This window comes from Candidatus Xianfuyuplasma coldseepsis (assembly GCF_014023125.1).
Lineage (GTDB): Bacteria > Bacillota_I > Bacilli_A > Izemoplasmatales > Izemoplasmataceae > Xianfuyuplasma > Xianfuyuplasma coldseepsis.
In genome coordinates this window covers 152666-169887 of sequence record NZ_CP048914.1, presented here as the reverse complement: position 1 = coordinate 169887, position 17222 = coordinate 152666, and the positions used below count along the sequence as shown (strand labels likewise).

The following is a 17222-nucleotide window of genomic DNA, read 5'->3' as shown; positions in this document are numbered from 1 at the left end:
CCATGATTACAAACAAACGATTAACCGAAGCAGAATTCCTGTCGATTCGACAGGACGTTTTACGTGCTTGGCCAACTGGGAATCATCCGGATTTGGATTTGAAAAAGGCTGTTGAAAAACTAAAACAAGTACCACAGGAAAAACAGTTTTCGCATGTCTTACGACAAGCAAAAAAACGTGGTATTACCTTGGTTCAACCACGTGCTGGTATGGCCCCGATTGATAAACATATAGAACTATTACAATACTTACAAAATGAAGGAAAAGCGGACGTGTTACCCTCGACAATTGATTCGTATACACGTCACAATCGATATAATAATGCTGAGGACGGTATCAAAGAATCCGAAAAACAAGGTCGTAGTTTATTAAATGGTTTTCCCGCCGTAAACTATGGCGTTGATGGATGTACAAAGGTACTTGATAGTATCAATGTACCTCTTCAAGCTCGCCATGGAACACCCGATGCCCGGCTACTAAGTGAAATTATTCACGCCTCTGGCTGGACATCCAATGAAGGTGGCGGCATCAGTTACAACATTCCCTATGCGAAAAACATCAGTTTAGAAGATACCCTGCGTTACTGGCAATATTGTGACCGCTTGGTTGGCTATTACCAAGAACATGGTGTTGAGTTGAACCGTGAACCGTTTGGTCCCTTAACCGGAACCCTCGTACCCCCATCAATTGGGAATACAGTTGCGATTATCGAAGCACTATTAGCAGCCGAACAAGGTGTAAAAAATATTACCGTCGGCTATGGCCAAGGAGGGAATATGATCCAAGATATTGCCGCCTTACGTAGCTTAGAAGAACAAACCAACCATTATTTAAAGCTCTTTGGCTATAACGATGTCTTTGTGACCACGGTCTTCCATCAATGGATGGGTGGTTTCCCAGCAAATGAGAGTGAAGCCATGGCGTTGATTGGGTATGCCAGTACCGTTGCTGCGTTAGGGAAAGCAACGAAAATGATTACCAAAACAACACATGAATCGTATGGGGTTCCGACAAAAGAAGCCAATGCCAATGCGCTTCGTACGTCGCGCTATTTGACACATTTGTTAAAAGATCAACAAGTTCCAAATAGTGCCGAATTAGACATGGAAATCAATCAAATAAAACGCGAAGTCGATGCCTTACTTCATGCTGTGGTCGAAGCGGGAAAAGGCGATGTGGCTCAAGGCGTTGTCAATGCTTTTAAACGAGGAATCCTTGATATACCGTTTGCTCCTAGCGAACTCAATCATGGAAAAGTATTACCGGCTCGTGATATTGAGGGAAAAATTCGAATTTTGGAGTTTGGTAATCTCGCATTCAACGATGACATCAAAACATTTCATCATCAGAAACTACAAGAACGTGCCAACAAACAACATCGTGAATTTAGTATCCAAATGGTCATCGACGACATTTATGCTGTCAGCGATGGACATTTGGTTGGATTTCAAGGAGAAGAACAGTGAAAATCATCGACATCATTTGCAGTGAAAGTTTAACCGGATTTTATTTCGACGATCAACAAGCAATCAAACACGGTGCCATCCAAGATGGATTCACCTATTTGGGAGATCCTGAAACCGATAAGTTTGAACACATTCGTCAAAAAGGGGAAGCCCTTAGTATCATGTTGGTGTTGGATGATGGCCAGATAGCATACGGTGATGCTGCTGCCGTACAATACAGTGGAGCTGGAGGACGCGATCCCTTATTTATTGCGTCTGAGGCAAAAGAGATTATTACAACACATATTGCGCCATTACTGATTGGATTACAAGTTGAATCTTTTCGTCCCATCGCGGAGCAAATCGATCGTCTCATCATCGATGGACGGCAACTTCATACGGCATTACGCTATGGTATTACTCAAGCACTACTCGATGCAACAGCGAAAGCACAACACTGCACCATGAGTGAAGTTGTCCGTAACGAGTACAATATACAAGATACAATCTATCGTCGCATCCCGTTATTTGCGCAAACCGGAGATGACCGTTACACCAATGTGGATAAGATGATTATCAAAGAAGTCGATGTAATGCCACATGCATTAATCAACAATATTGATACTAAGTTAGGTCATCACGGTGAAATTTTGCAAGAGTATGTGTCTTGGTTACGCGGACGCGTCCTACAACTACGGACGCGGGATGATTACCACCCCATCTTTCACATTGATGTATATGGAACAATTGGGATTATTTTTGATAATGACATCGATCAAATGTATCAGTACTTATGTGAGTTAGAAGCAATTGCATCCCCGTTTACGTTGCGGATTGAAGGACCTGTAGATGCAGGAAACCGGCACGAGACAATGATGCATCTTCAGGCACTCACAAAACGGATCAATGCCGATCATCGCTCGATAGAAATCGTCGCGGATGAATGGTGTAATACCCTGGATGATGTCAAGTATTTTGCCGATCATCAAGCGGGTCATATGTTGCAAGTAAAAACACCGGATTTAGGCGGTGTCAACAATATTATTGAAGCGTTACTCTACTGCAAGGACAAAGGCATTGGTGCGTATAGTGGTGGGACCTGCAATGAAACCAATATTAGTGCTGAAGTGACGACTGCTATTGCCATTGCCTGTGACGCAACACAGTGCTTAGCCAAACCAGGTATGGGAACCGATGAGGGAATTATGATTGTGAATAACTTCATGAATCGTACTCTAGCACGAATTCAACACAAAGGGTGATATCATGATTCATACTGCCGGAACAACCGAGTCCAGTGATTGCCGTATACACGTATCTCCTAGTGAAGGAATACAAATCCAAATCGAAAGCATTGTTTTCGATCAGTTTGGTGATCAGATATACGCGGTGATTTCAACGGTTTTACAGGAACATAACATCACGGATATGAAAGTAGAATGCTTTGATAAGGGAGCCCTGGACTATACGATTCGCAGTCGCGTCATCACAGCCTTAAAACGAGGTGGTTATATTGAATAGAAGCTACTTATTTATTCCTGGAAATACCCCGTCGATGATTCAAAATGTCGATGTGTTCGACAGCGATGCGGTAATTCTTGATTTAGAAGACAGTGTTGTCGAATATGAAAAAGATGCCGCTCGAATATTGGTCGATGAGTTCTTGCGTCACGTACAACCACAAAATGTCGATGTCTTTGTTCGGATAAACGATCCATCTTCACCGCATTTTATCGATGATGTGACACAGCTTTCCGCAACAAAAATCTGTGGGTTTGTCTTGCCCAAAGCATCGCTCTCAACCATCAAGCAACTCATGCAATATACTGATAAACCACTGATCCCCATAATCGAATCACCACGGGGCGTTCTCGAATCAAAAGAAATGGCACAACATCCTCAGGTACAAGGGTTGTTGCTCGGAGCAGAGGATTTTAGCAAAGAGATGAATATTCAGCGTACACCTGATGGATTGGAAATTGAATACGTTCGCCAATACCTTGCGATTGTATGTCGTGCTTATGATATTGAAGCAATCGATACACCATGGATTGATAAAGAGGATGTCATTGGTTTAGAAGCGGATACAGAGACGGCAAAGCAATTTGGATGTACAGGTAAAGCCGCGATTCATCCGAATCATATTGATTGCATTAATACCATATTTACACCATCCCAAGCGGCGATTAATGAAGCCATGAGAATTGTGAAAAAAGCGGAAGAGACCAAAAAAGGGGCATTTAGTCTAGATGGTAAAATGGTGGATCGCCCCATTATTGAAAAAGCAAAAAAACTACTACAGCTTGCACACGAATACAAGATAATCTAGGTGATACTATGGCACCAACAATCTATGCATCATTGGATCATTTTTTTCAAGAGTTCGACATTCACACCCACAAAAACATATCGTTTCATCATCACCTTCGAAACGGTGATTTTGTGATCAATGATGTTTTAGCCTACTATATCGATCACAACGTCCAACATCTCCATTTATTTCCGAGCTCAATCTTTCCTTCGTATACATCGATTATGACGTTGTTGGAACACAACCAAATCGACCATATTACCACCAATTACATCAATGGTCCCGTCGGTGACTATCTTAGCACCCATGGACTACCGGGGCAATTAACAATGCAGACCCATGGGGGTCGAGCGCGGAGTATTATCGAAGGAAAACAAGTAATTGATGTTGCCTATATTGCCTGTCCAACAGTCGATTCATCCGGTAATGGTGTCGGCTACTTAGGACCCAGTAAATGCGGTTCATTAGGCTATGCGATTGCGGACAGTATTCACGCGAAAAAAACCATATTGATTACCGATCATCTCATTGAAGACAAACTGGAACAACCCGAAATAATAGGAACCGACGTAGACGGTGTGATTGTTGTCGATCACATCGGTAATCCCGCTGGAATTGTCAGTGGCACAACAAATATAACTACCAACCCCATTGGTGTAAAAATAGCGCGTTTAGCAACGCAAACACTGATTGAACTGGGAGCGATAACCAATGGATTTTCATATCAAAGTGGTGCGGGAGGAATCAGTCTTCGTGTCACCAAACACATTGGGGATTACATGAAAGAACATCAGATCACAGCATCTTTCTTTAGTGGTGGAATCACAACGCACCATGTGAGGATGTTAGAAGAAGGTCTCGTTGAACGCCTATACGATGTCCAATGTTTTGATTTGGACGCGGTCGATTCAATTGCAACCAATCCCAATCACATCGCCATCAGCGCTTCACGCTATGCCAATCCCCAAGATCCAATGCATATTACAAAGGATCTCGATATTGTCATTCTAGGAGCCACCGAAATAGATTGTGACTTCAATGTGAACGTAACAACTGACTCCCATCAGACCATTATTGGAGGAAGTGGTGGTCATAGTGATACCGCAAGTGATAGTTCCATCACTGTGATTGTATCACCATTACTTCGGGGACGGTTACCCTTGATCAAAGATCGCGTTACAACGATTACAACCCTAGGACAACATGTGGATATACTGGTTACTGAACGAGGGATTGCCATACATCCTCAGCGAACCGATTTACGGCAACAACTGGCGCATTCCTCATTACCGATTTTCGAGATCCAGGAACTGCAACAACGGGCATACCGATTAACCGGTACACCCCGGGATATCAAACGGACAACAACCCCAATTGGTGTCATTGAAGATCGAACGTATGACATTATTGATACCTTATATCAAAAGAAATAGACAACTCGTTTGTCTTTCTTTTTGACTTGGGTGTATAATAATGTTGGAGACCACAATAGGAGGAATACAATGTTTACTATAAAAGAAGTTATATTGGAAGAAGAAAAACAACAGTTAATTCGTTTCTTACATCGCTATAATCTCGATTATGAGTTTGATATCACCTATTCGATATTGGTCTACGATAAGGACACGATTATCGCAACCGGATCATTGGCGAACAACATCATGAAGTGTTTTTTGGTTGCACCAAACTACCAGCAACAAAACATCACCAACATGATGTTTCATCATATGGTTCATATACTAGAAAAACGTGGTGTGGATCATTACTTTGTTTTTACGTTACCACAGAATGAATCAGTATTCCGTAGTTTACACATGAAACGAGTTGTGCAGACGATGAATACGGTCTTACTGGAAGGTGGACGCTATATCAATGACGTCTTGACTGAGTTAAAAACCACATACAAGATTGATGATTCACCCAAAGCAGCCGTAATCATCAACGCCAATCCAATGACCAATGGGCATCTCTATTTAATCGAAACTGCAGCACGAGAAAACAAACAAGTTCTCGTTTTTGTTGTCAGTGAAGATTTGTCAAGTTTCCCGTTTGTTGATCGCTTTGAAATCATCCAACATGCGACCGAACATCTTCTTAATGTCACGGTTGTACCGACACTTAGTTATCTTGTAAGTAAGATTACATTCCCCAAGTATTTCTTAAAAGAAGATCAACTCATTAAAGACGAACAAACGTTGGTTGACGTCTTGGTGTATAAAACATATTATACAAAGATATTTAATATTAAGAAGCGTTACCTCGGTGATGAACCATATAGCTATAATACAAACAAATACAATCAAGTATTGCAAGATCATCTTGGCCAACACATCCAGATTATTCCCCGTAAGGAACATCATAAGAAACCAATTAGTGCATCGCTGGTACGGAAGATGATAAAAGCTGGTAAAGTCGAAAAAATCAAATCCTATGTCCCCCAGGCAACCTATGATTATCTACACAGTGAAAAGGGACAAAAGATTATCTCATTGATTCAATCTCACACGTTAGGACGACACTAAATGAATCCCATTTTACAAGCGCGAGAAGCGCGCCACGAGCATGTACAACAATTGATGCGTCAATACCCCGATTGTTCGGTGGTGATTCTTAAAACAAATGTTGTTGGAACGAACAAGAATCCGGTTCATATGCGATTTATTTGTTCGTTTTTCAATGACTTGGTACACCGCACCTTTGGTGCAAAAATCCAATTGCATGGTCGGCAAGAAAGCGCTGATGGAAATTACTGTTTCTACGTAATTAATGAAGTCGGTACTTTAGTCAAAGAACGAACAATTGAGTTGGAAGAATACAACTCGATAGGACGATTAATTGATCTTGACGTATATTATAAAAAACCGATATCTCGACAAGATTTACAATGTGCAACAAGAACTTGTCTACTGTGTGACAATTTCGCCCATATCTGTAGTCGAAATAAAACCCACAGCGACGATGAAATCCATCAGAAAATTCAAGAGATTACCTGTGATTTCTTAATTGATTATCTCACCAATATTACCATCAAGGCAATCTACAGTGAACTAGAATTATACCCCAAATTTGGCCTCGTTTCTCATCGGGATAATGGCTGTCATCTAGACATGAACTATGAGACGTTCATCCGTAGTACGTTTGCCTTAAAACCATTCATCAGTCGCTATATTGAAGAAGGGTGTAACGACAATATCAACCCCAAAAAATTACAACAAATTGGCCAACAAGCAGAAGCGAAGATGTTTCAGGTGACCGCTGGAATAAATACCCAAAAAGGATTGATATTTGCGCTGGGGGTATTTCTTCCAGTCTTGACGAAGAACATTATCCAACACAACAACGAAGCGCAATTCATTCAAGATATACAAGAATTATCTCGAGCAATCGTTGGTTCTTATTACGAACAGTTGACAGAAGAGACCGCAACGTCTCACGGAGATTACATCTATCTCGAGCATGGATTAAAAGGAATACGGGGTGAAGCCTGCCGCGGCTTCCAATGCATCTTTGATATCCCAACGATTGTGCATCATGATGACGATGTGACCCATCATGGATATTTACTGCGTTTGATGGCTGTTATCGACGATACAACCATTGTCCATAAAACCTCAATAAAGACATTACGAACAGTCCAACAAGAGGTGCAGCAATTTCTCGATAATGGCGGTTATTTGGAGAACAAAGAATCATTCATTCATTTGAGTGATACCTATAAACAACAATGTATTTCTCCTGGAGGAAGTGCCGACTTGCTCGTCCTAAAAATCATCTACGAACAAATCAAACATTTATTAAAACACGATTAGGAGGTTGCTACATGAATTATCGCACACCAAAAAAAATCAATCGCCCGATTTCAGAAATTGGGTTTGGAGCTTGGCAATTAGGAAACAAAGCATTCTTTGGCGAAATGACAGATGAACACGCATTATCCCTAGTGAAAGAAGCAGTGAGACAAGGGATTAATATCTTTGATACTGCTCCTGGATACGGTAGTGGAAACAGTGAACGACTACTCGGAATTGGACTTCATGATGACCGGAGCAATGTCTTCATCAACACCAAATTTGGACATACCGCAGATGGTCGTACTGACTTCAGTGTCGATGGACTTCATGAAATGGTAGAAAGTAGTTTACAACGACTCCAAACGACCTATTTAGATGGTGTAATTCTGCACAATCCCGGACGTGATTTACTTCACGGTGATCAACCCTTATATCAAGCGTTACGTGAATATAAAAAACAAGGAATCATACGCCATTTTGGCGTTAGTATCGACACTGTCGAAGAATTGGATATTGTACTCCATCAAAATGATGTCGACATCATTGAAATCATGTTCAATATCATTCATCAATCCCCAAAAACATTGTTTGATGAGGTGCAGAACAAAGGTATTATGCTGTTGATTAAAGTTCCCCTTGATTCCGGATGGCTCAGTGGTAAATATACAAAGGATACAACCTTTCAAGGCATCCGCTCGCGGTGGACAACCGAAGTTAAAGAGACACGACTCGATATTGTACAACGAATCAAAGCCATTTGTCCAAGCGATGATCTAGCGCAAGATGCATTGCGATTTATCTTATCCTTTGATGCAGTTACAGCTGTGATACCCGGTGTTCGCTCGTTGGCCCAATTAACATCCAACGTTCAGAGTCAAGACGATACCATGGATGACGTGACAAAGGCGCAACTTGAAGCGTTGTACGATCAGTATATTACAACCAAACACACCCCCTGGTAAAACAAAAAAAGATCCGAATTAGTTCGGATCTTTATAATATATTCCTTGATACGTACCGCGGTGACGTAATTCTTTGTCAATTTCGTTCATCACGACGAATTTTTTAAGACTCCACAATGGTGCAAGTAGTACATCTTTGGGACTGTCCCCGGTAAGACGGTGAATGATGATATCGGGATGGAGTCGTTCAATTTGATCACAGACAATATCCACATACGCCTCACGCGATAATATCGGAAACGGATTCCTTTGATACTCGCGTCCCATCGCTGTATGTTTCATAATGTGTAATAAATGAATTTTAATCCCTTGAACATCGAGGGTATTGATATAATCGATCGTTTGTAACATGTCTTCTTTGGTTTCAGTTTTAAAGCCATTAATAATGTGAACCACAACTGCAATACCTCGCTTGCGCAGTTCTGTAACGGCTTTAGTGAAACAGTCTAGATCGTGTCCGCGATTGATGTATTCTGCGGTTTTATCGTGGATCGATTGTAAACCGAGTTCTACAATTAAATCCGTTTGATTGTGGTATGTTTCGAGCAAATCATAAATCGTATCATCCAAGGCATCACAACGTGTGGCAATGCTTAAACCGACAATGTTCGAATCAAGTGAGAGGGCTTCATCATACAGCGTTTTTAACCGAGTCACATCAGCGTATGTATTTGTATTTGCTTGAAAGTAAGCAATGTAGTATGCGTCATCCCATTTTTGATGCATCATCGCTTTGATTGTTTGGAATTGTTGTGCGAGGGGGAGCTTTTTATCTCCAGCAAAATCACCAGAGCCGCTTTGCGAGCAGAACGTGCATCCTCCAACACCACTCGTCCCGTCTTTATTGGGACATGTAAAATCCCCGTTAAGCGACACTTTAAAAACCTTCTTACCATATGTATGGCGGTAATAGGCGTTTAGGGTATTGTATGGTTTTTCAGCAGTCCTGTAATTCATCGTGTCACCTCATAGACATTTTATCACACTTTTTCAAAATATATGGTATAATTGTTCAAGGTGAGACACATGTATGAACGATTTTTAAATAGCATTGTAAATCCAAAGAAATTACTCGACTACCGCAATGATCATTTGCTGTGGGTTTTTCTATATTTATTGTTGTTTACCGTCTTGTTAAGTACGAGAACCGTTATTGATGTCATCACCTATGATGGACTAACAGAAGCACGAAAGACTGAAGTTGCTGATGGATTTGAAGATTTGGATCCTAATTGTGGTATCAATGATACAGAAGTCTATTGTGATACCGAACAGACAATGTTGTTTTATCAAGATCAAGTCGTTAACTTCTACGTCGAGACCGCAGAAGAGTTGCAATACAACAATTACGATAGTCAATATAGTATTGTCGTACAGGGGGATTCTGTCGTATTTCTGTTTAATAATCAAGTATTGTATCAAGAACTCTTAGGAGACATTGCTGGTGATTTTACCAATCTTGATTTTAGTCTTCAAACAACCGACGAACGCGCGTTTAATGATCGGATTTTTACCGCAGTAGATGACTATATGATGTCGTACAAGACGGTTTGGGGAACCATGATGATTGCAATCGATTTCTTAAGTGGTTTTCTCTTGTTCATGTTTTTCATTCTCGTTAGTGCATGGATGTTGCGACTACGCTTTAAAATTGTCCCTTTCCGTCATTTCTTTACCATGACCGTGTATTCATCCACTGGTTTGTATGTCATCCTCATTTTAAACAGCTTATATAACTTGAATATGTTACTGGTTGTTTTATTGCTGATTTTCGCGTTTCGACAAAACAATCAACTCAGTATGGAAATTGTCCGTCGATTAGAGAAAAAGCCTTGATAATAAAATAGGCATATGATATTATATCTAAGTATAACGAGGAACTAGAAGTAGTAGTATTTATACGATTTACAGCGACCTAATGGTGGTGGAAATTAGGAATGGATAAATACGAATTAGTCTAGGGAGTTAAACAGGTGCAACACGGGAGCCTGTTTCGTCATTCGGCGTTAACGAATTAAGTGCTTCGCAAGAAGAACCAAGGTGGTACCGCGGATATTATGTTCGTCCTTATTTTAGGATGGACTTTTTTTATAGAAAGGAGTATTCATATGGAATACAATCACAAAGCCATTGAAGCAAAATGGCAACAGCACTGGTATGACAATGATCGTTTTCACGCAGAAGATTTCAGTGACAAACCGAAATACTACGCCCTTGTTGAATTCCCATACCCCAGTGGGGTAGGAATGCACGTTGGTCATATTCGTGCCTATTCAAGTTTGGAAATTATTAGTCGGAAACGACGAATGGAGGGATACAACGTATTATTCCCAATGGGATTTGATGCGTTTGGTTTACCAACCGAAAACTATGCGATTAAAACCAATACCCACCCACGAGAAGTTACCGATACCAATATTAAAACCTTCTTATCGCAACTAAAACAAGCTGGGTTCAGCTTTGATTTTAGTCGGAATGTCGACACAACCGATCCCAACTACTACAAATGGACACAGTGGATCTTTGTCCAACTCTTTAACAAAGGTCTTGCTTTCCGTGATAAAACCTATGTCAACTATTGTCCGAGTTGTAAAGTTGTGCTCAGTAATGAAGACTCACAAGGTGGAAAATGTGATCGTTGTGAGACACCAGTTATTCAAAAAGAGAAAGATGTGTGGTTCTTACGGATTACCGAATACGCCGAACGACTCTTAGAAGGATTAAAAGATCTTGAAACGTTACCACGGATTCGGATTGAACAAGAGAACTGGATTGGAAAATCAACAGGCGCACATGTAGACTTCCCGGTCAATAATACAGATGAAGTCCTACAAGTCTATACTACCCGCCCGGATACCTTGTTTGGAGCAACATTTATGGTCATTGCTCCAGAGCATGAAATACTGGTTCGTCAAGCGGATAAAATTAATAACTTAGATGCGATTAAAGCGTATCAAGTAGAAGCGCGCAAAAAAACAGAATTTGAACGTGTTGAACTAGCAAAAGATAAAACTGGAGTTGAGATTGATGGCTTAACTGCAACCAATCTACTAACGGGAAAATCCATTCCCATCTTTGTTGCTGACTATGTTATGATCGGGTATGGTACAGGTGCGATTATGGCCGTTCCTGGACACGATACAAGAGACTATGAATTCGCACAAAAATTTGGTTGTGACATCATCGAAGTTATCGCGGGTGGAGATATTGCCAAAGAAGCGTATACAGATACCGATGAAGGAATATTGGTCAATAGTGATTTCCTTAATGATTTGAGTGTTGCTGAAGCCAAAGTTGCCATTATCGACCATCTCGAAAAAGAAGGTATTGGCCACAAAGCCATCAACTATAAAATGAAAGATTGGGCGTTTAATCGCCAACGATACTGGGGAGAACCAATTCCTATTGTTCACTGTGACAACTGTGGCATGGTAGCACTTGATGAGAAAGACTTGCCCTTACTACTACCAGAAGTAGATCAATTTGAGCCGGGTGAAGATGGACAAAGTCCACTAGCGAATATTGACGAATTTGTGCACACAACATGTCCAAAATGTGGTGGACCGGCACATCGGGAGACCGACACCATGCCACAATGGGCAGGGTCTAGTTGGTATTTCTTGCGCTATACCGATCCCCACAATGACAACGAGCTTGCGGCCTATGATAAATTGAAATATTGGTTACCAGTCGATTGGTACAATGGGGGAATGGAACATGTAACACGCCATGTTATTTACTCTCGTTTCTGGCATCAATTCTTGTATGATATTGGTGTAGTACCAACCAAAGAGCCGTATAAAAAACGAACTGCTCAAGGAATGATTCTTGGTGAAGATGGCGAAAAGATGAGCAAATCGCTTCAAAATACCGTCGACCCCTATGTAATCATTGATGAGTTTGGCGCGGATACCTTGCGTCTATACATTCTCTTTATCGGTGATTATGAACAAGCGACACCGTGGAATCCAAATGGGGTTAAAGGAGCTCGCCGCTTCTTGGATAAACTCGCTCGTTTGGAAGAAAAAGTAGAAGACAAACCAAATGAGGACTATCAAATGATTCTCCATAAAACGATACAAGGTGTCGAAGAAGATATCGAGAACGTCAAGTTCAACACCGCTATTGCGAAACTAATGACGCTTGTCAATGAATTGTCCAAAGCCAATCATGTTGCAACTGCAGATTACGAGATTCTTCTCAAACTAGTCTACCCATTTGCACCCCATATCGCCGAAGAATTGTGGCAACTGCTTGGTCATACAGAAGATATGGTCTATGCACCATGGCCAGTCTATGACGAATCCAAAATGGTGGAAACTTCGATGACAATCGTTGTCAGCGTTAATGGTAAAGTTCGGGATCGTATGGAAGTTCCTGTCGATACCGATAAAGCAACAATCTTAGCGAAAGCAAAAGAATTAGAGAAGGTTCAATCCTTCATCGACGGTAAAACAATTCGGAAAGAAATTTACGTACCCAACAAACTAGTGAATCTTGTTGTAAGTTAAAATAAACGTCTGTAGACAAATGTTTGCAGACGTTTTTGTATTTTAATGGATTTTACTAAAATTTAGTTCTAAACGCGATATATCGTTTATAGAAGCCATTTCGTGTGCTATAATATAAGCGGTGATAAATATGAAACGATGGTGGCAATTAGGTATTGTAATTATTGGAACCGTAGGATTGTTGTCCTATTTTATCGATGATGCGTTCTTTAGCGAACTCACCAATCCGCTTGGTGCAGTGCGATTATTTAAGTATTTTACGATAGTAACGAGTGTCCTCGCCGTAACGTATTTTTGGATGATGTACTCCATGCGACTGCAAATGCGATCGCAATCCTTTGATCATTTTCTTGGTGGTATTGTGATATACGAGACGATTACATTTGTAATTTATGCGATTCTTCTTGAGGGAACGTACGATCAAAGTGTATTGGATATGATTGGAAATGCTTGTTTACATTACATCAATCCCATTGTTATCGTTGCTTATTATATCTATTACCGCAAACAATATCTCTTTGAACAAAAAGATATTATTAGCTGGTTTATCTATCCCATTTTGTACTTGATATTTGTACTAACCCATGGATTGATTACCAATGATTATTTGTATCCGTTTTTCCAAGTTACCGATGTTGGAATCGTTGGATTAATCAGTATGATTGTGATTCTAATTGGGGTTCATTTGGTGTTGTCTATTTTTCTTGTGAAAATAGTTTCACGAAGATAATCGGTTTTTACATTGTTTTCATAATAATAAATGGCTTAGTAAAGCCATTTTGTATTTAAGTAGAAAAATGTTAAAAATCCGGTTCGCGTGTTGAATATACACGTTATATTTGGTATAATAACGTTGGTGTAAAAACGCTTTCATTCTTGCACCAATGATAGGATACTAAATTTCCTGATTTTTTTTGTGTAGGTGGAATGATGAAACGAATTACCATTATAGCAGGACATTATGGAAGCGGGAAGAGCGAGATAAGTACCAATTTGGCATTTCAAAAAGGTATTGATACGATTGTAGATCTAGACATCATCAATCCTTATTTTCGTAGTCGAGCATTAACCGCTGAGTTTGAAGAACGCGGAATCCATGTGATTGAGTCGACAATTAAAGGAAAACTCAATAGTGACATGCCCTATGTATCCGGTGAAGCAGCGGTACCGTTTGTGAACCCAACAATTCGCGCAATATACGATTTAGGGGGAACGAAAAACGGAGGACGTGTCTTGATTCAGTTTCGTGATCGGATTAAGACAACGGATGATATCGACTTCTTGTATGTTGTTAATAAATATCGACCGGAAAATGATTCAGCAAAAAAAGTTATCAATGCGATCAAAGAACTGGAAAGTGAAGCGCAGTTAAACGTTACCGGTTTGATAAACAATACCAATTTGATGCAACATACAACGGTGGAGGATATTTTGGATGGGGAAACTCTATGCAACGAAGTGAGTGACACGTTACACATCCCAATTGTCTACACTACGGTTGAAAAAACTACGGGAATTACCCGCTCCTTCGCAGGAGAGACGATTATAATAGAGCGCTTAGTAGCGCAAAAATGGCTATAGGAGGACGAATATGGCAAAAGGTCGAATTATTATTGCAGAAGATGTTTGCAAAGGATGCAGTTTGTGCACGTTTTATTGCCCCGTAAACATCTTACAATTGGATGAATCCAGAACCAACAAGAAAGGATATACACCACTCATGGTTACCGATCCCGATAAGTGCATCGCCTGTGGTTTCTGTGCGACGATGTGTCCGGATTCTGTTATTACCGTAGAGCGGTTTATCAAGGAGGCGAGATAATGGCTAAAGTATTAATGAAAGGGAATGAAGCAATGGCTCTTGCCGCAATTAAGGCGGGTTGTGAGGCATTCTATGGATATCCTATCACCCCTCAAAATGAGCTTCCCGAATACATGAGTAAGCATATGCATGAGAATGATCGGGTGTTTGTCCAGAGCGAAAGCGAAGTTGCTGCAATCAATATGGTCTATGGAGCAGCCGCGGCTGGTGCTCGGGTTTTGACAAGTTCGAGTAGTCCAGGTATTGCCTTGAAACAAGAAGGCATTAGTTATATCGCTGGTTCCGAATTACCTGCTGTCATTATCAATGTTATGCGTGGCGGACCTGGTCTTGGTGGTATCCAACCATCACAAGGAGATTATAAACAAATCACTCGTGGTGGTGGAAATGGGGATTACTACCTGTATAGTTTAGCACCAGAAAGCCTACAAGAAGCTGTTGATTTGATCAAAGAATCCTTTGATATTGCCGATTATTTCCGTAATCCGGTAATGATTGCCGTAGATGGTTTGATTGGCCAAATGATGGAGCCTGTTGATTTTGATCACGACGTTCCAAAATGGACACTAGAACCCAAAACATGGGCAGCGGATGGAAATCGTTCAAACGGACGGGAGAAAAACATTGTCAATAGTTTATACCTGGATCCGTTGGTTCTAGAACAGCATAATCTAAAATTAAAAGCAAAATACGATGAGATGAAACGCGATCATCAACGCTATGAAATGATCAACATGGACAAGGCTGAAGTCGTGATTTGTGCATTTGGATCGACCTCGCGAATTGCCCGTACAAGCGTGGAAATCTTAAAAGAAAATGGGATTGAATGCGGTATTATCCGACCCATTACGATTTTCCCATTCCCAACCAAAGCATTTGAGGAGATTCCTCAAAAGGTACAAGACATTTTGGTTGTTGAAATGAATACAGGACAAATGGTGGATGATGTTCGTCTTGCCGATCAGTTCCGTCATAACGTTCATTTCTATGGACGTGTTGGAGGCGTTGTCCCAGAAGCTGAAGAAATTGTTGAACAGGTTATGAATATTGTTGGAGGTGCAAAATAATGCCAACAAGTAAAATTGTATATCAAAAGAGTGCAGGGTTAACCGATGTACCATTAACCTATTGTCCCGGTTGTACCCATGGAATCATTCATAAATTAGTCGCCCAAAGTTTGGAAGAACTGGGGTTATTGGAACGATCTATTGGAATCAGTAGTGTTGGTTGTAGTGCGTTAAACTACGATTTCTTTTCCTGCGACATGGTTCAAGTTGCGCATGGACGAGCACCAGCAGTTGCAACAGGAATCAAACGCGTTCGCGACAATGCAATCCTATTTACCTATCAAGGGGATGGAGATTTGGCTAGTATCGGAATTGCCGAAGCCATCCATGCAGCCCACCGCAGTGAAAACATTACGATTATCTTTGTCAATAATGCCATCTATGGAATGACGGGTGGACAAATGGCTCCAACAACATTGATTGGCCAAAAAACCACGACATCACCGGATGGACGCGATGCAAAAGAAACAGGATTGCCTCTGAAAATTAGTGAAATGATGGCAACCATTCCGGGTGCAACTTATGTAGAACGCGTTAGTGTTCACAATCCACAACATGTAAACAAAGCGAAAAAAGCCTTGAAGAAAGCATTTGATATTCAAGATAAAAAACAAGGATTCAGTTTAATCGAATTTGTATCAACCTGTCCCGTAAACTGGGGTATGACACCAAAAGATGCCGTCGATTGGGCGGTTGAACACATGATTCCGTATTATCCTTTAGGGGTCTATAAAGATCGGACAAAGGAGGAACAAGCCAATGATTAACGAAAAAGTGATTATTGCCGGTTTTGGTGGGCAAGGTGTGATGTTGATGGGACAAATCCTATCGTACTGTGCCACCGAAAAAGATGTGAATACGTTATGGTTTCCATCCTATGGTCCAGAAACCCGTGGAGGAACTGCCAACTGCAGTGTTACCATTAGTGAAGAATATGTAAATAGTCCTGTTATTTCCACACCGGACTCGATCATTATTATGAATAAACCATCCTTGGCGAAATTCCAACCAAAACTGAAACAAGGCGGTCTCTGTTTTGTGAATTCCAGTTTAGTGATTGATGAAGCCTATCGCGACGATGTTACAATATATCAGGTTCCTGCGAATGATCTAGCGTTACAACTCGGGAACTTGAAAGTCGCCAACATGGTCATGTTGGGCGCGTACTTAGCCATCACCAAAATCTTTACCTTTGATGATGTAATCAGTGTATTAGAACACAAGTTTACCGGTACTAAAGCAAAATTAATTGACATCAATCGACAAGCACTAGAAGTCGGTAAAAACGCCGTAATCCAGTAAGGGAGATGATG

The 17222-nt window shown here is 40.8% G+C and carries 17 protein-coding genes and 1 other annotated feature; of the genes, 16 read left to right on the top strand and 1 reads right to left on the bottom strand.

The features are described from left to right. The first annotated feature begins 2 nt into the window (after positions 1-2). From G4Z02_RS00745 to G4Z02_RS00710, 8 genes are all read left to right on the top strand, one after another. A complete protein-coding gene (locus tag G4Z02_RS00745; protein WP_258877938.1) occupies positions 3-1466 on the top strand; it encodes a methylaspartate mutase subunit E in 1464 nt (487 codons plus the stop codon). Next, entirely contained in the window at positions 1463-2707 is a 1245-nt protein-coding gene (locus G4Z02_RS00740) for a methylaspartate ammonia-lyase (protein ID WP_258877937.1), read from the top strand. Before G4Z02_RS00745 ends, G4Z02_RS00740 begins: the two co-directional genes overlap by 4 nt. Positions 2708-2711: 4 nt before the next feature. Next, positions 2712-2966 carry a citrate lyase acyl carrier protein gene (gene citD / locus G4Z02_RS00735; RefSeq protein WP_258877936.1) on the top strand — a complete coding sequence of 85 codons (255 nt, stop codon included), beginning with the start codon at positions 2712-2714 and terminating at the stop codon, positions 2964-2966. Further along, positions 2959-3774, top strand: a complete 816-nt coding sequence (locus G4Z02_RS00730) for an HpcH/HpaI aldolase/citrate lyase family protein (RefSeq protein ID WP_258877935.1) — start codon at positions 2959-2961, stop codon at positions 3772-3774. Before citD ends, G4Z02_RS00730 begins: the two co-directional genes overlap by 8 nt. An 8-nt stretch (positions 3775-3782) precedes the next feature. Then, entirely contained in the window at positions 3783-5189 is a 1407-nt protein-coding gene (locus G4Z02_RS00725) for a citrate lyase subunit alpha (RefSeq protein ID WP_258877934.1), read from the top strand. A gap of 69 nt (positions 5190-5258) precedes the next feature. Further along, the gene (locus tag G4Z02_RS00720; protein WP_258877933.1) at positions 5259-6278 is read left to right on the top strand and encodes a nucleotidyl transferase family protein; all 1020 of its coding nucleotides are present in this window, start codon (positions 5259-5261) and stop codon (positions 6276-6278) included. After that, positions 6279-7565, top strand: coding sequence for a citrate lyase holo-[acyl-carrier protein] synthase (gene citX / locus G4Z02_RS00715; protein WP_258877932.1), 1287 nt, complete (start codon positions 6279-6281; stop codon positions 7563-7565). It abuts the gene before it with no gap. 11 nt (positions 7566-7576) lie between these two features. Then, positions 7577-8509 carry an aldo/keto reductase gene (locus tag G4Z02_RS00710; protein WP_258877931.1) on the top strand — a complete coding sequence of 311 codons (933 nt, stop codon included), beginning with the start codon at positions 7577-7579 and terminating at the stop codon, positions 8507-8509. An 18-nt stretch (positions 8510-8527) separates the two neighbouring features. Here G4Z02_RS00710 and mnmL read toward each other — a convergent pair whose 3' ends face one another. Next, positions 8528-9466 (bottom strand): tRNA modification radical SAM protein MnmL/YtqA, encoded by a 939-nt coding sequence (gene mnmL / locus G4Z02_RS00705; RefSeq protein ID WP_258877930.1) that lies wholly within the window; start codon positions 9464-9466, stop codon positions 8528-8530. Positions 9467-9535: 69 nt separating this feature from the next. Between mnmL and G4Z02_RS00700 the strand changes: the two genes are divergently transcribed. The 8 genes from G4Z02_RS00700 (at position 9536) to G4Z02_RS00665 (ending at position 17211) form a co-directional block, all read left to right on the top strand. Beyond that, positions 9536-10345: a DUF1189 family protein gene (locus G4Z02_RS00700; RefSeq protein ID WP_258877929.1), complete on the top strand. Its 810-nt coding sequence runs from the start codon at positions 9536-9538 to the stop codon at positions 10343-10345. A 30-nt stretch (positions 10346-10375) separates the two neighbouring features. Continuing rightward, positions 10376-10581: a binding site (T-box leader), on the top strand. Positions 10582-10617: 36 nt separating this feature from the next. After that, complete coding sequence (leuS, locus tag G4Z02_RS00695) at positions 10618-13020, top strand: leucine--tRNA ligase (protein WP_258877928.1); 2403 nt, start codon at positions 10618-10620, stop codon at positions 13018-13020. Between the two features lie 130 nt (positions 13021-13150). Continuing rightward, positions 13151-13750 (top strand): Pr6Pr family membrane protein, encoded by a 600-nt coding sequence (locus tag G4Z02_RS00690; RefSeq protein WP_258877927.1) that lies wholly within the window; start codon positions 13151-13153, stop codon positions 13748-13750. 200 nt (positions 13751-13950) lie between these two features. Then, positions 13951-14601 (top strand): ATP-binding protein, encoded by a 651-nt coding sequence (locus tag G4Z02_RS00685; RefSeq protein WP_258877926.1) that lies wholly within the window; start codon positions 13951-13953, stop codon positions 14599-14601. Between the two features lie 10 nt (positions 14602-14611). Then, positions 14612-14842, top strand: a complete 231-nt coding sequence (locus G4Z02_RS00680; RefSeq protein WP_258877925.1) for a 4Fe-4S binding protein — start codon at positions 14612-14614, stop codon at positions 14840-14842. After that, positions 14842-15909 carry a 3-methyl-2-oxobutanoate dehydrogenase subunit VorB gene (locus G4Z02_RS00675; RefSeq protein WP_258877924.1) on the top strand — a complete coding sequence of 356 codons (1068 nt, stop codon included), beginning with the start codon at positions 14842-14844 and terminating at the stop codon, positions 15907-15909. Before G4Z02_RS00680 ends, G4Z02_RS00675 begins: the two co-directional genes overlap by 1 nt. Further along, positions 15909-16676 (top strand): thiamine pyrophosphate-dependent enzyme, encoded by a 768-nt coding sequence (locus tag G4Z02_RS00670; protein ID WP_258877923.1) that lies wholly within the window; start codon positions 15909-15911, stop codon positions 16674-16676. The genes G4Z02_RS00675 and G4Z02_RS00670 overlap by 1 nt, the downstream gene beginning before the upstream one ends. Next, on the top strand, positions 16669-17211 hold the full coding sequence (locus tag G4Z02_RS00665) for a 2-oxoacid:acceptor oxidoreductase family protein (protein WP_258877922.1): 543 nt from the start codon (positions 16669-16671) through the stop codon (positions 17209-17211). The genes G4Z02_RS00670 and G4Z02_RS00665 overlap by 8 nt, the downstream gene beginning before the upstream one ends. Positions 17212-17222: the final 11 nt, after the last annotated feature.

Bases quoted from the DNA above. Each gene is read 5' to 3' on its own strand.
- G4Z02_RS00745 (WP_258877938.1), top strand. From the start codon at position 3: ATGATTACAAACAAACGATTAACCGAAGCAGAATTCCTGTCGATTCGA.
- citD (WP_258877936.1), top strand. From the start codon at position 2,712: ATGATTCATACTGCCGGAACAACCGAGTCCAGTGATTGCCGTATACAC.
- G4Z02_RS00725 (WP_258877934.1), top strand. From the start codon at position 3,783: ATGGCACCAACAATCTATGCATCATTGGATCATTTTTTTCAAGAGTTC.
- G4Z02_RS00720 (WP_258877933.1), top strand. From the start codon at position 5,259: ATGTTTACTATAAAAGAAGTTATATTGGAAGAAGAAAAACAACAGTTA.
- citX (WP_258877932.1), top strand. From the start codon at position 6,279: ATGAATCCCATTTTACAAGCGCGAGAAGCGCGCCACGAGCATGTACAA.
- G4Z02_RS00710 (WP_258877931.1), top strand. From the start codon at position 7,577: ATGAATTATCGCACACCAAAAAAAATCAATCGCCCGATTTCAGAAATT.
- mnmL (WP_258877930.1), bottom strand. From the start codon at position 9,466: ATGAATTACAGGACTGCTGAAAAACCATACAATACCCTAAACGCCTAT.
- G4Z02_RS00700 (WP_258877929.1), top strand. From the start codon at position 9,536: ATGTATGAACGATTTTTAAATAGCATTGTAAATCCAAAGAAATTACTC.
- leuS (WP_258877928.1), top strand. From the start codon at position 10,618: ATGGAATACAATCACAAAGCCATTGAAGCAAAATGGCAACAGCACTGG.
- G4Z02_RS00690 (WP_258877927.1), top strand. From the start codon at position 13,151: ATGAAACGATGGTGGCAATTAGGTATTGTAATTATTGGAACCGTAGGA.
- G4Z02_RS00685 (WP_258877926.1), top strand. From the start codon at position 13,951: ATGAAACGAATTACCATTATAGCAGGACATTATGGAAGCGGGAAGAGC.
- G4Z02_RS00680 (WP_258877925.1), top strand. From the start codon at position 14,612: ATGGCAAAAGGTCGAATTATTATTGCAGAAGATGTTTGCAAAGGATGC.
- G4Z02_RS00675 (WP_258877924.1), top strand. From the start codon at position 14,842: ATGGCTAAAGTATTAATGAAAGGGAATGAAGCAATGGCTCTTGCCGCA.
- G4Z02_RS00670 (WP_258877923.1), top strand. From the start codon at position 15,909: ATGCCAACAAGTAAAATTGTATATCAAAAGAGTGCAGGGTTAACCGAT.
- G4Z02_RS00665 (WP_258877922.1), top strand. From the start codon at position 16,669: ATGATTAACGAAAAAGTGATTATTGCCGGTTTTGGTGGGCAAGGTGTG.